At 54.2% G+C, this 18,066-nt stretch carries 15 protein-coding genes, 1 pseudogene and 1 riboswitch; of the genes and pseudogenes, 14 read left to right on the forward strand and 2 right to left on the reverse strand.

The features are described from left to right. The first annotated feature begins 135 nt into the window (after positions 1-135). The 9 genes from PMI41_RS04490 (at position 136) to thiD (ending at position 9,274) form a co-directional block, all read left to right on the forward strand. A complete protein-coding gene (locus PMI41_RS04490; RefSeq protein ID WP_008122247.1) occupies positions 136-1,188 on the forward strand; it encodes a dipeptidase in 1,053 nt (350 codons plus the stop codon). 69 nt (positions 1,189-1,257) lie between these two features. Then, positions 1,258-2,868: an ABC transporter substrate-binding protein gene (locus PMI41_RS04495; RefSeq protein ID WP_008122248.1), complete on the forward strand. Its 1,611-nt coding sequence runs from the start codon at positions 1,258-1,260 to the stop codon at positions 2,866-2,868. Positions 2,869-2,899: 31 nt separating this feature from the next. Beyond that, complete coding sequence (locus tag PMI41_RS04500; protein WP_008122249.1) at positions 2,900-3,952, forward strand: ABC transporter permease; 1,053 nt, start codon at positions 2,900-2,902, stop codon at positions 3,950-3,952. Beyond that, positions 3,949-4,872 (forward strand): nickel transporter permease, encoded by a 924-nt coding sequence (gene nikC / locus PMI41_RS04505; RefSeq protein ID WP_008122250.1) that lies wholly within the window; start codon positions 3,949-3,951, stop codon positions 4,870-4,872. Before PMI41_RS04500 ends, nikC begins: the two co-directional genes overlap by 4 nt. Beyond that, a complete protein-coding gene (locus tag PMI41_RS04510) occupies positions 4,869-5,702 on the forward strand; it encodes an ABC transporter ATP-binding protein (protein ID WP_008122253.1) in 834 nt (277 codons plus the stop codon). Before nikC ends, PMI41_RS04510 begins: the two co-directional genes overlap by 4 nt. Then, on the forward strand, positions 5,699-6,469 hold the full coding sequence (locus PMI41_RS04515; protein WP_008122255.1) for an ABC transporter ATP-binding protein: 771 nt from the start codon (positions 5,699-5,701) through the stop codon (positions 6,467-6,469). The genes PMI41_RS04510 and PMI41_RS04515 overlap by 4 nt, the downstream gene beginning before the upstream one ends. A gap of 139 nt (positions 6,470-6,608) precedes the next feature. Next, positions 6,609-7,580, forward strand: coding sequence for a TadE/TadG family type IV pilus assembly protein (locus PMI41_RS04520; protein ID WP_008122257.1), 972 nt, complete (start codon positions 6,609-6,611; stop codon positions 7,578-7,580). A gap of 52 nt (positions 7,581-7,632) precedes the next feature. Continuing rightward, a riboswitch (TPP riboswitch) is annotated at positions 7,633-7,736 on the forward strand. Positions 7,737-7,799: 63 nt separating this feature from the next. Then, positions 7,800-8,477 carry a thiamine phosphate synthase gene (gene thiE, locus PMI41_RS04525; RefSeq protein WP_008122258.1) on the forward strand — a complete coding sequence of 226 codons (678 nt, stop codon included), beginning with the start codon at positions 7,800-7,802 and terminating at the stop codon, positions 8,475-8,477. Next, complete coding sequence (gene thiD, locus PMI41_RS04530; protein WP_008122259.1) at positions 8,474-9,274, forward strand: bifunctional hydroxymethylpyrimidine kinase/phosphomethylpyrimidine kinase; 801 nt, start codon at positions 8,474-8,476, stop codon at positions 9,272-9,274. The genes thiE and thiD overlap by 4 nt, the downstream gene beginning before the upstream one ends. Here thiD and PMI41_RS04535 read toward each other — a convergent pair. Continuing rightward, positions 9,216-12,011: a DUF2339 domain-containing protein gene (locus PMI41_RS04535; protein ID WP_008122260.1), complete on the reverse strand. Its 2,796-nt coding sequence runs from the start codon at positions 12,009-12,011 to the stop codon at positions 9,216-9,218. The two genes, thiD and PMI41_RS04535, sit on opposite strands and share 59 nt — an antisense overlap. A 102-nt stretch (positions 12,012-12,113) precedes the next feature. Further along, a pseudogene (locus PMI41_RS25615) lies at positions 12,114-12,752 on the reverse strand (lytic transglycosylase domain-containing protein); the annotation flags it as partial. A 450-nt stretch (positions 12,753-13,202) separates the two neighbouring features. Here PMI41_RS25615 and PMI41_RS04545 point away from each other — a divergent pair. The 5 genes from PMI41_RS04545 (at position 13,203) to PMI41_RS04565 (ending at position 18,046) form a co-directional block, all read left to right on the forward strand. Beyond that, positions 13,203-13,946, forward strand: a complete 744-nt coding sequence (locus PMI41_RS04545; protein WP_008122262.1) for a FadR/GntR family transcriptional regulator — start codon at positions 13,203-13,205, stop codon at positions 13,944-13,946. Between the two features lie 32 nt (positions 13,947-13,978). After that, positions 13,979-14,953, forward strand: a complete 975-nt coding sequence (locus PMI41_RS04550; protein WP_008122264.1) for a sialic acid TRAP transporter substrate-binding protein SiaP — start codon at positions 13,979-13,981, stop codon at positions 14,951-14,953. Positions 14,954-15,020: 67 nt separating this feature from the next. Then, positions 15,021-15,593, forward strand: coding sequence for a TRAP transporter small permease (locus tag PMI41_RS04555; RefSeq protein ID WP_008122267.1), 573 nt, complete (start codon positions 15,021-15,023; stop codon positions 15,591-15,593). Positions 15,594-15,596: 3 nt separating this feature from the next. Then, positions 15,597-17,003, forward strand: coding sequence for a TRAP transporter large permease (locus PMI41_RS04560; RefSeq protein ID WP_008122269.1), 1,407 nt, complete (start codon positions 15,597-15,599; stop codon positions 17,001-17,003). Next, positions 17,000-18,046 carry an L-idonate 5-dehydrogenase gene (locus PMI41_RS04565; protein ID WP_008122271.1) on the forward strand — a complete coding sequence of 349 codons (1,047 nt, stop codon included), beginning with the start codon at positions 17,000-17,002 and terminating at the stop codon, positions 18,044-18,046. The genes PMI41_RS04560 and PMI41_RS04565 overlap by 4 nt, the downstream gene beginning before the upstream one ends. Positions 18,047-18,066: the final 20 nt, after the last annotated feature.

Consider the following 18,066-nt stretch of genomic DNA (forward strand, 5'->3'; position numbering starts at 1 on the left):
TTATACTTTTGTGTAATAACTCACTTGAATGTTCACGGCGGGCATGATCTTTTGGCAAAAAGTGGCGCCGGGCAATCCAATGAAACGATTACCGTCGGGCGCATGTCTTTTACATGAATCTGAACGGGAATTGAAATGCAGCCAGTCTTCGATGGTCACAACGACGTGCTCTACCGGTTGTGGAAACATTCGAAAAGCGGAACCGATCCGGTTCAGGAATTCATCGAAGGAACAGCTTCCGGCCACATAGACAAGAAGCGGGCGCTGAAAGGCGGCCTGATTGGCGGGCTTTGCGCAATCTACGTTCCCTCAGGCGATCTGGCTTTCAAAGCTCCTGATGCCAACGGGCATTATTCCACACCATTGGCTGCACCGCTTGAGCGGGCTCCATCGCTGGATATCGCGCTGGAAATGGCATCAATTGCCTTGCGGTTGCAGCAGGCGGGTGGCTGGAAACTCTGTCGTAGTACAGCCGAAATTACCGAATGCATTGAGCAGGATCAGTTTGCAGCAGTTCTCCACATGGAAGGTTGTGAAGCGATTGGTGCTGATCTGGCGGCGCTTGATGTGTTCTATGCTGCAGGGCTGCGTTCGCTCGGCCCTGTTTGGAGCCGCAATAATGTCTTTGCCCACGGTGTTCCATTTGCCTATCCCATGAGCCCGGATACTGGCCCGGGATTGACCGGCGCGGGTGAGGAGCTGGTTAAAGCCTGCAATCGTCTCGGAATTCTCATTGATCTGGCGCATATTACAGAAAAGGGTTTCTGGGATGTGGCGCGGCTCAGTGATCAACCGCTGGTGGCGAGCCACTCCAATGTGCATGCGCTGACACCAGTGGCTCGCAACGTGACTGACAAGCAGTTTGATGCCATCCGCGAGAGCAAAGGGCTCGTCGGGCTCAATTATGCGGTAGCCATGTTGCGTCCCGATGCACGGGAAAATGCCGATACGCCGTTGACCGATATGGTTCGACACATTGATTATATGGTCAATCGCATGGGCATTGATTGCGTGGCACTTGGCTCTGACTTCGATGGTGCTAAAATCCCCGGTGAAATTGCCGATGCAAGCGGCAATCAGAAACTGGTCGAGGCATTGCGTGAAGCGGGCTATTCAGAGGATGATCTTGCAAAAATCTGTCGTAAAAATTGGCTGCGCGTGCTTGGCTCAGCCTGGCATGAACAATAAAAAGAAACAAAGGCTCGAGCCAATCTCGGATATGCTCGAGCCGACAGCTCTAAACAGGGAACCAGAACAATGTTGATGACCAAGATGAATCCAAAATTCCGAATGATGCTCGGCGGTGCGGCCATGTCCGCCATTATACTGTCGGGCACGACTGCTTTTGCCGAAACGCCAGCTGACACGTTGGTCGAGGCATGGGCGATTGATGACGTCATCACACTTGATCCGGGCGAAGCTTTCGAGCTGACGATGGGCGAGATCAACGGCAATACCTATGACAAGCTCGTACGGCTCGACATCAATGATCCATCGAAGATCATCGCCGATGTCGCAGAAAGCTGGACCGTTTCTGATGATGGTTTGACCTATACATTCAAGCTCAAGCCCAACCTGCAATTTGCTTCCGGTAATCCGCTGACAGCCGAAGATGTTGCTTATTCATTTGAACGCGCAGTGAAGCTTGATCTGAGCCCTGCTTTCATTCTCACACAGTTTGGCTTGAACAAGGATAATGTGACCGAGAAGGCAAAGGCGACCGACGCTTCAACATTTGTCTTCACTGTCGATCAGGCCTATGCGCCAAGCTTTGTATTGAACTGCCTGACATCGACTGTGGCTTCGGTTGTCGACAAGAAGCTGATCTCCGATCACATCGTCAATGGTGACTTTGGCAATGCGTGGATGAAAACGAATTATGCGGGCTCCGGCCCGATGAAGATTCGCGACTGGCGTGCCAATGAGATTATCGTACTAGAGCGCAACGATAATTATTATGGCACCAAAGCGCCCTTAGCCCGTGTCATCTACCGCCATGTCAAGGAAAGTGCTGCGCAGCGCCTTCTGCTTGAAAAAGGCGATGTTGATGTTGCCCGCAATCTTGAACCAAACGATCTGGAACAGGTCGTCAAGAACAAGGAAATCACGACGACCAGCGCTCCAAAGGGCACGCTGTATTACATCAGCCTCAATCAGAAGAACGAAAACCTGGCCAAGCCGGAAGTTCGTCAGGCGTTCAAATATCTGGTCGATTACGATGCAATCGGCGAACAGCTGATCAAGGGTATCGGTGAAATTCACCAGACCTTCCTGCCGAAGAATATTCTGGGCGAACTCGACGAAAAGCCTTTCAAGCTGGATGTGGCCAAGGCCAAGGAACTGCTTGAGAAAGCCGGTCTGAAAGATGGCTTCTCCTTCACCATGGATGTACGCAACAACCAGCCCGTTACCGGAATTGCTGAATCTGTTCAGCAGAGTCTGGCGCAGGCGGGCATCAAGATGGAAATCATCCCGGGCGACGGCAAGCAGACACTGACCAAATATCGCGCCCGTACGCACGACTCCTACATCGGTCAGTGGGGCGTGGATTACTGGGACCCGAATTCCAACGCGGAAACTTTCACCAGCAATCCGGACAATGCGGATACAGGTACCAACAAGACACTTGCCTGGCGCAATGCCTGGGACGTGCCAGAGCTGACGAAAGAGACCAAAGCAGCGCTGCTTGAGCGTGACAATGCAAAGCGTGCGGCTATGTATCAGGACCTGCAGAAGAAGGTGCTTGAAACCAGCCCGTTCATTCTGATCTTCCAGCAAACGGAAGTGGCTGGCCTGCGTTCGAACATCAAGAACTTCAAGCTTGGCCCATCATTCGACACCAACTACGTTTTCAACATAACCAAGTGACCCGGAAACCATACCGGTGAGCACTTCTGACATGCAATTGGAGGCCGGGCGCTCAGGCGCCTGGGCTTCAAACTTCGCTTGGGCCGTGGGCAGGTTTCTGCTCATCGGCGCCATCACTTTTCTCGGCCTGCTGGCTGTCACATTCTTTATCGGTCGCGTTATTCCGATTGATCCGGCGCTGGCAATTGTCGGCGACCGCGCACCGGCTCATGTTGTAGAGCGTGTGCGTGAAGAGCTGGGTTTGAACCTGCCACTCTACCAGCAGTTTTTCCTTTATCTCAAAGGCATTCTGCAAGGTGAGTTCGGCAATTCCGTTCTGACCAGCAATCCGGTGATGACCGACATTATCCGCGTTTTTCCGGCGACATTCGAGCTGGCGACGCTTGGCACCTTTATCGGCGCATTCGTAGGCGTTCCACTTGGCGTTCTTGCAGCAGTCAAACGCGGCACCATCCTCGACCAGATCGTGCGGGTGATCGGGCTTGTCGGCTATTCCGTGCCGGTGTTCTGGCTCGGCCTCCTTGGCCTTGTACTGTTCTACGCCAAACTTGGCTGGGTTTCCGGTCCCGGGCGTATCGATGTCGTCTACGAATACACGTTTACGCCGATCACGGGCCTCTATCTGCTTGATGCTATCCTGCAGAACAACTGGGAAGTGTTCCGCAATATTTTCAGCTTCATTATCCTTCCCGCATCGGTGCTGGGCTACTTCTCGCTCGCCTATATCAGCCGGATGACACGATCTTTCATGCTCAACGAACTTGAGCAGGAATATATTGTTGCGGCACGTGCCAAGGGCTTGTCCGAAACCCGGATCATTTGGGCGCATGCGTTGCGTAATGCGGCGGTACCGCTGCTGACTGTGATCGTTCTGTCTTTCGCCAACCTGCTTGAGGGTTCGGTGCTGACCGAAACGATTTTCTCGTGGCCCGGTCTTGGCAGCTATATAACCAATTCCCTGCAGAATGCCGACATGAATGCAGTGCTCGGCGGGACGATTATCATTGGTGCCGTATTTATTGCCATCAACCTTCTTTCCGATCTCCTGTATCGGTTACTTGACCCACGGACGCGCGCACGATGAGTGAGATTGCAAAACCATTTTCGCGCCGCGAATGGCTTATGAGTGACCGGCCACAATCGCGTATGCAGGCCCGGCTTGGCCGCGCCTATCTGATCTGGAGCCGCTTTGCGAGCAACAGGCTAGCGGTGATCGGCCTTGGCATCATCTTTGCGCTGGTTCTGGTCGCCATATTCGCTCCATTGCTGGCTCCGCATTCACCGGTTGCAGGTGACCTGCGCAATGCGCGTCTTTTGGCACCGGGTGGAGACTACTGGCTGGGTACTGATGATCAGGGTCGCGATATTCTTTCGCGCCTGATCTACGGCTCGCGGCTGACGCTTTATGTGGTTGTTCTCGTGGCAATCATTGCCGCTCCGATTGGGCTGCTTGTTGGCACCATCGCCGGTTATGCCGGCGGGTGGCTGGATGCGATCCTGATGCGCCTGACCGATATTTTTCTGGCCTTTCCCAAACTTATCCTGGCACTGGCTCTGGTGGCTGCACTTGGGCCCGGTATCGAGAATGCTGTGATTGCCATAGCAGTTACCTCATGGCCGCCCTACGCGCGTATCGCCCGAGCTGAAACACTGACAGTCCGCAATTCGGATTATATTGCCGCCGTGCAACTTATGGGCGCGTCGCCGATCCGCATCGTTATGCGCCACATCATGCCGCTGTGCCTTTCCTCGTTGATTGTCCGTGTAACGCTCGACATGGCGGGAATCATTCTGGTCGCGGCAGGTCTTGGCTTTCTCGGACTTGGTGCCCAGCCACCATTACCTGAATGGGGCGCGATGATCGCTTCCGGTCGCCGCTTTATCATGGATCAATGGTGGGTTGCTGCGGCACCGGGGGTAGCCATTCTTATCGTCAGCCTTGGCTTCAATCTGCTTGGTGATGGTTTGCGTGACGCACTTGACCCGCGGGGTAACAATCAATGAGCGCCCTCCTGACGGTCAAGGATTTGCGTGTGCAGTTTCCCACACGTACGGGCGTGGTTGATGCCGTGCGCGGAGTGTCATTTACCCTTGGACGTGAAAGGCTTGGTATCGTTGGTGAGTCCGGTTCAGGAAAATCACAGACCGGACGCGCGATTATGGGGCTGACAGCTCCACACGCGAAGATCACCGCTGAAACGCTGAATTTCGATGGGACGGACCTTCTCGATATTTCAGCCAAGGAACGACGGAATTTGCGTGGCAACCGTATTGCCATGATTTTGCAGGACCCGAAATATTCACTCAATCCGGTCATGAGCATCGGCAGGCAGATTGTCGAGACTTTGCGAACCCACGAAAAGGTCAGTAAGTCTGAGGCCCGCAAGCGCGCTCTCGATATGCTTTCAGCAGTGCAGATACGTGACCCGGAGCGTGTCTTTGACCTGCATCCGCATGAGGTGTCGGGCGGTATGGGGCAGCGCGCCATGATCGCCATGATGCTGATAACGGGTCCAGAATTGCTGATTGCGGATGAGCCGACTTCGGCGCTTGATGTGACTGTCCAGCTGGATGTGTTGCGTATTCTTGACAATCTTGTGCGCGATCGCGGTATGGGTCTGATCTTCATTTCCCATGATTTGCGACTGGTCTCGTCCTTCTGCGACCGGGTAATCGTTATGTATGCCGGTCGCATCGTTGAAGAGATCGCCGCGAGCGATCTGAAGAACGCCAAGCACGCCTATACGCGCGGTCTCATGAATTGCATGCCGCAGATCGGCGTTGACCGGCATCCACTGCCGGTTCTTGACCGCAAGCCGGAGTGGGCCGCATGAACAATCAGCAAAATCTGGCTTTGACTGTTGAAAATCTTGAAGTGAAGTATGACCGTTTCCGTGCCTTGCGCGGGGTCAGCCTTGATGTCCATCAGGGCGAGTCATTCGGCTTGGTGGGCGAATCCGGCTCCGGAAAATCCACCCTACTGCGAGCGGTTGCCGGACTTGCACCTGTTACGGGTGGCACGATCACGGTCAATGGCAAGACGCTCGGATCATCCCGCACCAAAGCATTTTACCGAGAAGTCCAGATGGTGTTTCAGGATCCTTATGGCTCACTGCATCCCCGGCAGACTGTGGATCGCCTGCTGCTGGAGCCATTGGCGGTGCATGGATTTGCAGATATCGAAAAGCGCATCCTGCGTGCCCTTGATGAGGTAGGTCTTGGATCAAGCTTCCGCTTCCGCTATTCGCATCAATTATCGGGCGGACAACGCCAGCGTGTCGCCATCGCACGGGCGCTTATCCTTGAGCCATCGATTCTGCTGCTTGATGAACCGACTTCAGCGCTTGATGCTTCCGTTCAGGCAGAAGTGCTCAACCTGCTTGAACAGATCAGGCGGGACAGGAAGCTGACCTTCCTGATGGTCAGTCACGACCTGGCAGTTGTTACCCACATGTGTGACCGGCTGATGGTTATGCAAAATGGCGCAGAGGTGGAGCGTCTGTCAGCATCGGAACTGGCGCGTCACGCTGTTCAACAGGATTATACGCGCAATCTTCTGGTCGCCAGTGAGGGATTTGTCCGACCCGCAACACCATCTTAGGTTCACCGGATTTTTACCATCATTGCAGGTTTCTGCGATGTCTGCAGTGCGACAGCAGAATAGTGAAAATCTGAATGAATTTCCTAAGCCGTAATTTACAGGGCTGAAGCAATGGTCTGCTCAACGACTGGAGTGGGCCATGAAAAAAATAAGAAACTTCCTGAAAGACCGTAGCGGGGCAACGGCTGTCACATTTGCTCTGCTGCTTGTGCCAATTGTTGGTATGACCGGACTGGCGGTTGATTACACCCGCGCAAGCACTGATCGAGCCAGGTTGCAAGGCGCTGCAGACTCTGCAGCTTTAGCTGGAGCTTCTGTTTTCACGGGTCTTAATAAGTCGGCTGCTGAAGAAAGCGCCCGCGCTTATTTGCGCGGTAACCTTGGCGCGGAAGCGGATAAGGTAAAGATCACTTTCAGCGCTGCTGACCAACGCGTAACTGTTGCAATAAGTGGAGAAACAAATTCCCTTTTCATGCAGCTGCTGAACAAGGATAAAGTTGCCATCGGTGTGACCTCCCAAGCTCTTGCACCGCTGAAGCCAACATCCGTGAAATTCTATCCGGGAGACATGTATGGTTGGTACTACAAAAAAGTATCGATTGTCGTCGTAAAGGGCGGAAAAGAAACAGTAGTGGGGACGATATCTTATACGAGTGAATACCGGAGTGGCCCTAACAGTGCGAGCGGTCGCGGCACCGGTAAGAAGGAAACGATACCGCCAAGTGGCACCAACATCGATCTTGGGGAGTTCGATAGCCTCTATCTCAAGATGGAAGTCAAAAATGACGGCTGTCCAATTGGTCAAAAATATTCGGCTGACCCTAAGGATAGCAATCATACGATCTGCGTTACGAGCAATGCCTCGGCAGACTCTAAATACAATAAAACGTTGCGAACTGACGATGTAAACACCGTGCATTACCTTTTCGTGGACGGCGTCCAATTGAAACAGGGCTCCAAGCCGCCGCTCGACGATCTGTTTAATTGCGACGGGAGCAGATTAAAGCATGCTTGGGAAGATGGCGGTGGGTTTGCTTTGCAAGACTTCTTCTATGAAGTCACATCGGGCTGCAAGGCAGTCGATAATGAAAATGTCCGACTGACCCATTGAGTAGTAAAGTTTGATGGCGCATTGACTTCCGCAATGCGCCATCTCATCATGACTTCATTCCGAGGGGGGCATCGTACGATGCTGAGATGGCGTTGAGCCAAGACCCTTGAACCTGATCCGGATTATGCCGGCGTAGGAACGGGAATTGAGCAGTCTTCGCGCTGATTTCGTCTCTCATCGCACATATCCGGGTCTCCAATTTTGAATGGAGTCCGTGACGTGCCAAAAGTAGATTACCGCCTCAATGCCATTGTGGATTTCGATGCTATCGGTCCAGACAAAGCTTTGGGAGAACTGGCTCTTGCTGCTGTCCATGGCGGCGCGACAATCATCCAGTATCGTGACAAGAATTCTCCAACACGCGACATGATCCTGCGGGCGCGCGAAATACACGCGGCAATCAAGGCGACAGGCGTGCCGCTGCTCGTCAATGACCGGATTGACGTTGCTCTGGCTGCGGGGGTCGAGGGAGTGCATGTGGGACGCGAAGACATGGCGGTCGCCGATGTCCGCCGCCTGCTCGGGCCAAACGCCATTATCGGTCTTACCGTGAAGAACGAGCTCGACGCACAGGCGGCAATAGATGGCGATATCGACTATGCCTGCATTGGTGGTCTGTTCGAAACGCCTACGAAAGAGAACCTTGAGCCTATCGGTTTTGAAGGGTTCAAGCGGCTTGCCGCCATCATCCGCAAGGTGAAACCGAACCTACCCGTAGGCGCGATTGCCGGCATTGGTTTGGAACGTACACCGCTTGCCATTGAAGCAGGCGCTGACGGCGTGGCCGTCATTTCTGCGATCTTCCGGCAAAATGACCCGCAAGCGGCAGCCAAAGGTCTGCGTGATGCTGTAGATGAGGCACTGCGGGTGAAAGAGCGGCAGGTGAAGCAGGCATGACTGCAATAGCGCTGACAATTGCCGGGTCAGACAGCGGCGGCGGGGCGGGCATTCAGGCCGATCTGAAAACCTTTTCGGCGCTTGGTGTCTATGGTGCCAGTGTCATCACAGCCATTACGGCACAAAACACCAAGGGTGTTACAGCCATTGAAGACCTCTCTCCCGGGATTATTCGGGATCAGATGGACGCGGTTCTGTCCGATCTCGATGTAGATGCAATCAAGATTGGCATGGTATCGACAGTCGCAACAATAGAGACCATCGCGGAAGGGCTGGATCGTTGGCAGCGGCAGGCTGTGTTCGATCCGGTCATGGTTGCGGCCGCGGGCGATCCTTTGCTCCAACCCGCCGCCATTGATGCGTTGCGACAGCTTCTCTTGCCACGGGCGCTTGTGCTGACGCCCAATCTGCCGGAAGCAGCTTTGCTGACCGGCTTGCCCATTGCCGAAGATGAAACGCAAATGGGGCGGCAGGCAGAACAGTTGCTCAAGCTTGGCTCGGCCGCGGTTTTGATAAAGGGCGGCCACGGCAAGGGTCTGATGAGCTCGGATCTGCTGTTTGGCGGGTCGTCAATAAAGCAATTTTCAACGGTGCGTATCAAAACCGCAAATGATCACGGCACGGGATGTACGCTCGCTTCTGCCATTACTGCCGGTCTGGCAAAAGGCATGGCTCTGCACCTCGCGGTTTCAAATGCGAAGGACTATCTGACAGAGGCCATGGCCGCCGCCGAAAAGCTCAAAGTCGGTCGAGGGCGGGGTCCGGTTCATCATTTCTATCGCTGGTGGGCGGCGTAGCAGTGGCCCGTGCAGCATCGGCATTGAGAATGCGCTGATAGAACAGGCCAACGCCGACCAGTGACAGTCCGAGGCCGATAAAGGAGAGCGCCCGCAATATTCCTTCAAGGTTCGACATATCGAGCAGGAATACTTTGGCAATAACCAGGAAAACCACCGGTGCCGAGATGAGGCGCAGCAACCGGTTTTGCTGCCATACACCGAGCCCGAATAATCCGAAGCCGAACAGCAGCCAGACCGCCGAATAGGTGAACATCTCCATGGAATCGATGCCCCAGTCGAGCACAATGCTTGATCCCCAATAGAAAACGCGAATGGTCAGAGTGATCCAGGTGAAGAGCATGAGACCTGCGGCAATGGCCAATATTATCGCATAGTGCTTTGGCCGACTGGTTTGCGTCATGACGATCGGCAGACCGAAGAGCCTGATCTGCGGCCCACCGAAGGCATTGAGCGCCAGAAGAGTGGTCAGGAGGCCGGGAAGCAGATAGCCGAGGAACAAGCTGTTTAAGATAAGTCCATTGCCGACATGGCCTGTGAGAAGCGGGTTCAGCAGAACAAAATGCTGTACGGCAATGTAGGCGATGCCGAGATAACCGATAACTATCGAAGCAATGCGATAGAGCCAATCCTGTCCACCACGGCTGAGCATCATCAAACACAACGAAGCACCAAGTGAGATGATGCTGTAAAGTGACTGCTGGCTCAGCGTATTCGTATCGCCGCCATACCATGTTCCGCCGTTGAGCCAGTGATGAGCAAGGACATTGACAAGCACAAAGCTTACCAGAACGCCGAGCGCCTGCGCCAGCCGATATGCCGTATCTTTAATCCGCCTTGCCAAGATGATCTGTGAGGCAACCATCGCCAGCGCGAACGCCCCGTAATATAGCAGAAGCTGGTTGAAGACTGGTCTGGGGGAGAGGGCATCCGCCCCGACGATTGTCGGGTCATAGATGATCTCGCCAATGATGATGACTGCGAAAAAGGCGGGTGCGAAGCGCAGTACAGGTGCCAGACGCGTGCGCGTGATGAGTGTATATGCAACAGCCAGCGCACTGGCGCCCAGTACAACGCCCCATGGTTCGAACCACACGACCAAGGCGAGAAATGCAAAGGCGAGCGATGCCGCATCGAACAGCCACGAGGGGTCAACCAGTGCTTTCTTGCCGTTCCAAAGTCCGGCGAGCCATGTGGCTGCACCCAAAGTCACGATGGCAAAACCTACGGTTAGCAGTTTCTCGGTCCATTGCGGCTCATAAGCGAGTGTTACGAGCATGATCGTTATCATCGCCAGCGGAACAGCGGACCCCAGCGCGCCGTAGGCAGGCGCACGGATGCCATCGGGTAGCCGAGCGAGAAGGCCGGCAGAGGCAGCGCCGATAATGAAAAGAGCGATTGCGCCCAGAATGGCGAACAGGCGATAGGCGTGTTCATCATAGAAGGAATAGGGCGCGAAATAAAAACCGTCCCGCCAGAGAAAGATCAGATCTTCCTGAAAGAGCGGCAGGATTGCCAAGAAGGCTGCTGTGACAATGAACGGCAATGTGCGTTTGACAAACAGCGGCACGATGGCAGATGCAGCGATGATCAAAGCGGCGATTATCAGGAAGCGCGAAAGCGCGAGACTGAATAGGCCATGTGAGACGCAGGCAAGTCCAATAGCTAATACGCCGATTGCCCCCGCTATCGTAATGGGGTCGAAATAGAGTTTCTCTGACCCGTCAAACAGTTGATAGAGCTTTGGCTTCAAATGGCCGAATAGCGCAAGGCCAAGCAGGCAGATGACAAGCAGGGTCAGCGCACCGCCGCTTGGGACAAGTGTATAACCGCCATAGGCGGCACCCCAGAGTGAAGCCAGGAGAATAGCGGCACCGCCGATCCATTGCCAGTTTTTGAGCCGTGACAAGGCTGTTGCCACCGTGGCCACTATAATCAAATAAAGGACGAAACTGTACGGTGCAGGGGCCTCGGAGCTGACAATTGCAGGTGTGAGAAAAGCACCGACGAGACCAAGTCCGGCAATCCATGGGCCATGTTTAACTGCGATCAGCAATGTTGCGATGCCGACCGCACCAAGCAATGTGAAGGCGACAGGTGCTCCAATGAAACCGTAAATGCCGTGAGCAGCGTAGACCACGGCAAACAGGGCGGAGGAACCTACCGCTGTCAAAACACCCGGGATATAGTTTGTTGCGTTGGGTGATAGTGCAAAAGGTGCATCCTTGCGGCGCAAATACTCACCAGCGGCGAGCAGAGCCAGCCCGAATATTGCACCGATACAAAGCCGGATACCGGGTCCGAGCAAAGCATTCTCGATGGAATATTGAACGACGAAGATGCCACCGAGGAACAGTGCTATGCCGCCAATCCATACCGGCCAGTTACGTCCGATTGAACGCTCATAATCTCCATAGGATTTTTTGGGAGCAGCTACCTTTACCGCTGCTATTGCCGGATCGATCTTACGCGGACTTTGTGGAGCAGCGCGTAGTGGTTGGACGGCGGGAACGGGCTCAGCAGGAGGCACGGACTTTGGAGTGTTTATGGCTGTTGGCTGCAGAGTTGCTGAAGGAAGTGATGCGGTCTGGGGGGAAGCTTTCGAAGGTTCGCCCGTTGCCGCAAGTCTGGTTGCCAGTAATTTCTCAAGCTGCTCGATACGGCGCTGAAGCATGTTGCTCTGCTGTCTGGATAAACCAGCCAAAATCAACGCTATGATTGCAATAACAATAGACATGCCAGACACCCCCGTGTGGATGCACAAGGCCATGAAATCTATAAAGTTTCAACTAGCAGACATGCTGCATGCACAGATGCTTGAGACGGTCGAATCCCGATCTCAGAGCGGTGCGGCAGCGCTCACCGATGAAGAAGTATCAACACCTTTGGCCGTTGATCCGGCAGGTGTAGCAGTTGCCAGTTCCGGGCGTTGCATTGGCAGCGGTATTGCAGCCGGGAACACGATGGCAGGCTCATCCGAATAGGCAAGCTGTGTGGGCAGGGCAGCAGGTGTCTCGACTGGCGCCATAGCGGTCATCGTGGCGGGGGCTGGTTCAACAACAGGCGTAGCAGAAGGCTTCAGGCCCGTTTCTTCAAGCAGGCCCTTCTTCTTGGCCTGGTAATAATAGCCCCGTGCGTAAAGCCGTACTGCCTGATCAGGATTGCTGTCGGCCACCCTGTAGGCACCTGCAAGATACTTCACGCCGTATTTCAGGTTGGTTTCCGCATCGAGCAAATCCTGAGCACTGCCTGTGTGTCCCATACCGCGTGCAGTCGCTGGCAGCATCTGCATCAGGCCCCAATAGGGACCGTTCCTGGCCTGTGGATTACCGCGGCTTTCACGGTGAACAACACGGCGCACCAGCGATTCAGGGACTTCATAGGCAACGGAGTATTTCGAAATCAAACTATCCAGCGCTGTGCCGGTCGCCTTGAATTCGGGTGCATTTTTTGTGGTTGCTGCAACTGCGACATTTGCCTTGCCGTCTGTCGCTACATCCGAAGTTGTAGCGGCCTCGGCAGCGGCAACCCGCGGAGATTGCTCAGGAATTGGCAAGGATGCAGCTTCGGGCAGCTTGGGATCAGTCGTGGTGCAAGCGCCCAAAATCAAGGCGAAGCTCAAGCAAGCAAAGGTCCGAAGCGATCGTGTATCAGGCAGCATTTATCACCGGTTTGACGAAGCATATCTTTTAACGAATGGTTTCTCATAGCGCGTTCGCTGGCCGTTGCGGCAATCACTTTCTGATACAAAATGTAACAACGCGTCCGGCAGCATTTCAAAGCCTCCAAATTATGCCGGGATCAGGCTCTGTGCATCCGTACACAACCGTCAGTTGACTCAATCATATATATCAATGTATCAGTTGGATATTGGTAAGGCCAGTTTACCAGTTGTGCGGAATGGGGAAGCTGCGCGGGGAGGTTCAAAATGTTTGCAGCCATTCAGTCGCGCCGGCTTTACCGGCAGGTGGCAGACCAGATACGCAGCCAGATCGAACATGGTCAGCTGGGTGTCGGTGAACGTTTGCCCGGTGAACGCGAGCTGGCCGAAGAACTGGGTGTTTCCCGCCCAACCATCCGTGAAGCCTTGATTGCGCTGGAAGTGGAAGGGCTGATCCACATACGCATGGGGTCAGGTGTTTATGTCGCCCGTCCGATACGGGAAAAGCCGGTCCTGCTTCAGGCCGAGGAGCTCGAAGGGCCTTTCGAGCTGCTGCGGGCACGGGCGCTGATTGAATGCGCGATTGCAGAAGAGGCGGCGCGTACTGTCACCCCGGAACATGTTGCGGCAATGGATGATGTGCTGACGCAAATGGCGCGGACATTCAACAGTCCTCAGGTCTCGATCGCGCTTGATAGGACATTCCACACGACGATTGCCGGGATCATGGAAAACGCAGCGTTGGATCGCGTTGTCGGCGAATTGTTCGACCAACGCATGACGCCCTATTTCACCAAGCTGGCCAGCTATTTCGAGAGTGCCGCTTCTTGGCGGGAAGCTTTTGAAGAGCACCGTGCGGTTCGTGATGCAATTGCTGCCGGCGATCCGGCCCGCGCCAAATCGGCGATGCAGTATCACCTGCAGCAATCGCAATTGAGATTTTCCAGAAGTTTCGACGAGGAGCTGGAAAGTGACCGGGGTCATCCTGTGAAGGCCTCTAAACAGAAATAACGGGAATTGAAATTCAATCCGGGAGGAAACAGATGAAATTCAAATTGGCTACACTCTTTGGCGCTGCGGCGGCTCTGGCCATATCGGCAGTGGCTGCACAGGCGCAGACCGCACTCAAATGGGCGCATGTCTATGAGACATCCGAACCGTTTCATACGGAGTCTGTCTGGGCGGCGGAGGAAATCGGCAAGCGTACCAATGGCCGCTACAAGATTGACGTGTTTCCAGCGTCGCAGCTGGGTAAGGAAGCCGATATCAATCAGGGATTGAAGCTCGGTACGGTAGATATCATCATTTCGGGGTCAAGCTTTGCTGCCCGTGACTTCAAGCCTATCGGCGTCACCTATTTCCCCTATATTTTCCGCGATTCCGACCATCTGATCGCTTATACGAAGAGCGATGTATTCAAGCGGCTGGCAGCTGGTTATGAAGAAAAGACCGGCAACCACATCGCTTCAGTAAGCTATTATGGCACGCGTCATACGACGGCAAACAAACCGATTGCCAAATGCTCCGATATGGCCGGGTTGAAAATCCGCGTTCCGGATGTTCCAGCCTACCTGGCAATGCCACGCGCTTGCGGTGCGAACACTACGCCTATCGCTTTTGCTGAAGTCTATCTGGCGCTGCAGAACGGTACTGTCGAAGCACAAGAAAACCCGCTGACAACAATCGAAGCGAAGAAATTCTTCGAAGTTCAGAAGAATATCATCCTGACCGGCCATATTGTCGATCATCTGAACACCGTTGTGTCGAAGCAGCTCTGGTCCAGCCTTACGGACGAAGACAAGAAAATCTTCGGCGATGTGATGCAGGAAGCTGCTGAAAAGACCACCAAGAACATTGCTGCCAAGGAAAAGGAACTTGTTGCGAGCTTCAAGGAGCGGGGCTTGTCCGTCACCGATGTGGACAAGGCTGACTTCGAGAAGACCGTGCTCGAAAAGGTCAAATTCGAGGACTTCGGTTACGAAAAGTCCGATTGGGAAGCCATTCGCGCCATCAAGTAACCCGATAGGCCTGGCCGGGCGGCAATGCCTCCCGGCCTCATTCCTGCATTGACGGACGGAGACAGCCATGTCCAAGGAAGTTCACACACAGGTCACAGCGGAAGAGCTTGCCCATTCATTTGAGGATGCGGCACCGGTTGCCAACATATCTGATTATGCGGTTGAGGACTGGTTGACGCTCATCGTTTTCTGGCTGATGACCGGATGCGTTTTCCTGCAATTTTTCACGCGTTATGTTCTCAATGACAGTTACGCCTGGACTGAGGAAATTGCGATTAATTGCCTGATCGGCGTGGTGTTTTTAGGGTCCGTCATGTGCGTGAGGGTCTCCCGTCACATTCAGGTGGATGTAATCTATCATTATATTCCAGCCACCTATGCCCGCATCCTGGCAACCTTTGTCGATCTCGTTCGCATCGGCTTCTTTACCTATGCTGTCTGGCTGATGTGGCGCTATGTCGAGATCGTAGCGGACGAAATGATGGTTACCGTCGATCTGCCCCGCAACATCGTCTTTTACGGCGTGCTTGTTTCATTTGTCCTGATGCTGCTCCGCTCCATTCAGGTTTTCATTGCCAATATCCGCCGTGGTTATTCCGTTCTGGAACGCCCCGAAGAATTCCAGAGCGTCGAGGGCTGATCCATGTTGCTGCTTGTTGGTTCATTTCTACTATTGATGGTTGTCGGCGTTCCTGTCGCCATTTCCATGGCTGTCGCCTCAGTGCTTTACCTGGTGTTTTTCGGAGTCGCCCCGGACATCATCGTCGCGCAGCGCATGATTGCCGGTGTTGAAAGCTTTCCGCTACTTGCGGTGCCGTTTTTCATTCTGGCCGGCAATTTGATGAATTCTGCTGGTGTGACGGGCCGTATCTATTCATTTGCGGTTTCGCTTGTGGGCTGGATGAAAGGTGGTTTGGCGCAGGTCAATATTATCGGTTCCGTGATTTTTTCCGGCATGTCCGGAACAGCGCTCGCCGACGCCGCCGGTATCGGCACCATTGAAATCAAGGCTATGAAGGATCACGGCTATCCGGTGGAAGCAGCTGTCGGGGTGACTGCCGCCTCCGCAACGCTCGGCCCAATCTTTCCACCATCACTGCCTTTCGTCATCTATGGCATGATGGCCAATGTCTCCATTGGCGCGCTGTTCATGGCGGGCATCCTGCCGGGCATCGTGATGACCGTGCTGATGATGATTACGGTTGCGATCTTCGCCTATGTGAAGCGCTGGGGTTCCGATGCGCCATTTCAGATCAGGCAGCTGCTTGAAGCCTCGCTCGAAATTGTGGTCGTCGCTTGCGTTCCGGTGCTGATCTATTTGCTCACACTGACAGGTCTATCTATCAATGCTTCGGTTGGCATTGCACTTGTGCTGCTGCTCGCTGCTGACTGGTATTTCGATTTCTCAGCCGTCATGGCTTTGATGACGCCTGTCATTCTGATTGGCGGCATGACCATGGGTTGGTTTACACCAACCGAGGCTGCCGTTGCGGCTGTTCTTTGGTCACTGTTTCTTGGCCTGGTGCGCTACCGCACCATGACAATGGCGAGCCTTGCCAAGGCAAGCTTCGACACGATTGAAACAACAGCCTCCGTGTTGTTCATCGTCACGGCAGCTTCGGTATTTGCATGGCTGCTGACAGTCAGTCAGGCGGCTCAGCTCTTGTCAGCGGCGATCCTTTCGATCACCGAGAACAAATGGGTGTTCCTGATACTGGTCAATATCCTGATGCTCTTTGTCGGGTGCTTCCTCGACACCATCGCGGCCATAACGATTCTCGTGCCGATCCTGTTGCCGCTTGTGTTGAAGTTCGACATTGATCCGGTTCATTTCGGATTGATCATGACACTCAACCTGATGATCGGGCTGCTGCATCCGCCGCTCGGAATGGTACTGTTCGTACTATCCCGTGTGGCAAAACTTTCCGTCGAGCGAACGACCATGGCGATCCTGCCATGGCTCGTACCGCTGTTTATTGCACTGATCGCCATCACCTTCATTCCGGCGATTACACTTTGGCTTCCAACCCAACTGGGTCTTATAAAATGAGCAATAAAGGTATCGCTGCAACGCTTTTTGCAGCGGAAGATCTCCGCGTAGTCGACATTGAGCTTGGTGAACTCGCGCCGAATATGGCGCGGGTCAAGTTCGGTGCCGGCGGAATATGCGGCTCGGATATGCACTATTTCCGCCATGCAAAAACCGGCGATTTCGTTGTCACTTCACCGCTCATTCTGGGTCACGAGGTTGCGGGTGAAATCATCGAAGTCGGTCGCGCCGTGACCGGCATTGCTGTTGGTGACCGGGTTGCGGTCAATCCTTCGCGCTGGTGTGGAACCTGTGCCTATTGCCATGAGGGACGGCCCAATCTTTGCGAGAACATCTATTTCATGGGATCTGCTTCCAAGACACCACATATGCAGGGAGGGTTCGCCAGCGTATTCGACGCGGTGGCCGCGCAATGCGTCAAAGTACCCAATGAGCTGCCATTTCAGGCGGCTGCTCTGGCTGAACCCCTAGCGGTTTGCCTGCATGCCGTTCGTCGTGCGGGCCATGTGAAGGGAACTTCAACGATAATCTTCGGGTCCGGGCCGATTGGCCTTCTGACCTTGCTCGCGTTGAAACATTCGGGAGCTGAATCCGTTACGATGGTAGATGTTGCCGCTGCCCCTTTGAAGTTTGCCGAAGAGCTTGGCGCTGACCAGATTGTCGATATATCCGGCGGAGAAGAAAGGCTGGCGGAAGTGGCTGTGGCTACGCCATTTGACATTGCCTTTGAAATCTCCGGTACACCGGCAGGTCTGGCCTCAGCTATTCGCACAGTCCGGCGCGGCGGAACGGTCGTTCAAGTGGGTAATCTGGCTGGTGGGTCTATCCCCGTTCCCGCGAATGCAATCATGTCCAAGGAACTGGACCTTATCGGCACATTCCGTTTCGGCGATGAGTTTTTCGAAGCCGTGGAGCTGATTGTCGAAAACAAGGTTGACGTGCTCAAACTTGTGACAGGTGAGTACAAGCTGGCTGATGCACCAGAGGCATTCCGCACCGCGCTCGACAGGTCACGCAGCGTCAAGGTTGTTTTAACCGCATAATGGCTGGACAGCTTGGCGTT

The organism is Phyllobacterium sp. YR531 (genome assembly GCF_000282595.1).
Classification (GTDB): Bacteria; Pseudomonadota; Alphaproteobacteria; order Rhizobiales; family Rhizobiaceae; genus Phyllobacterium.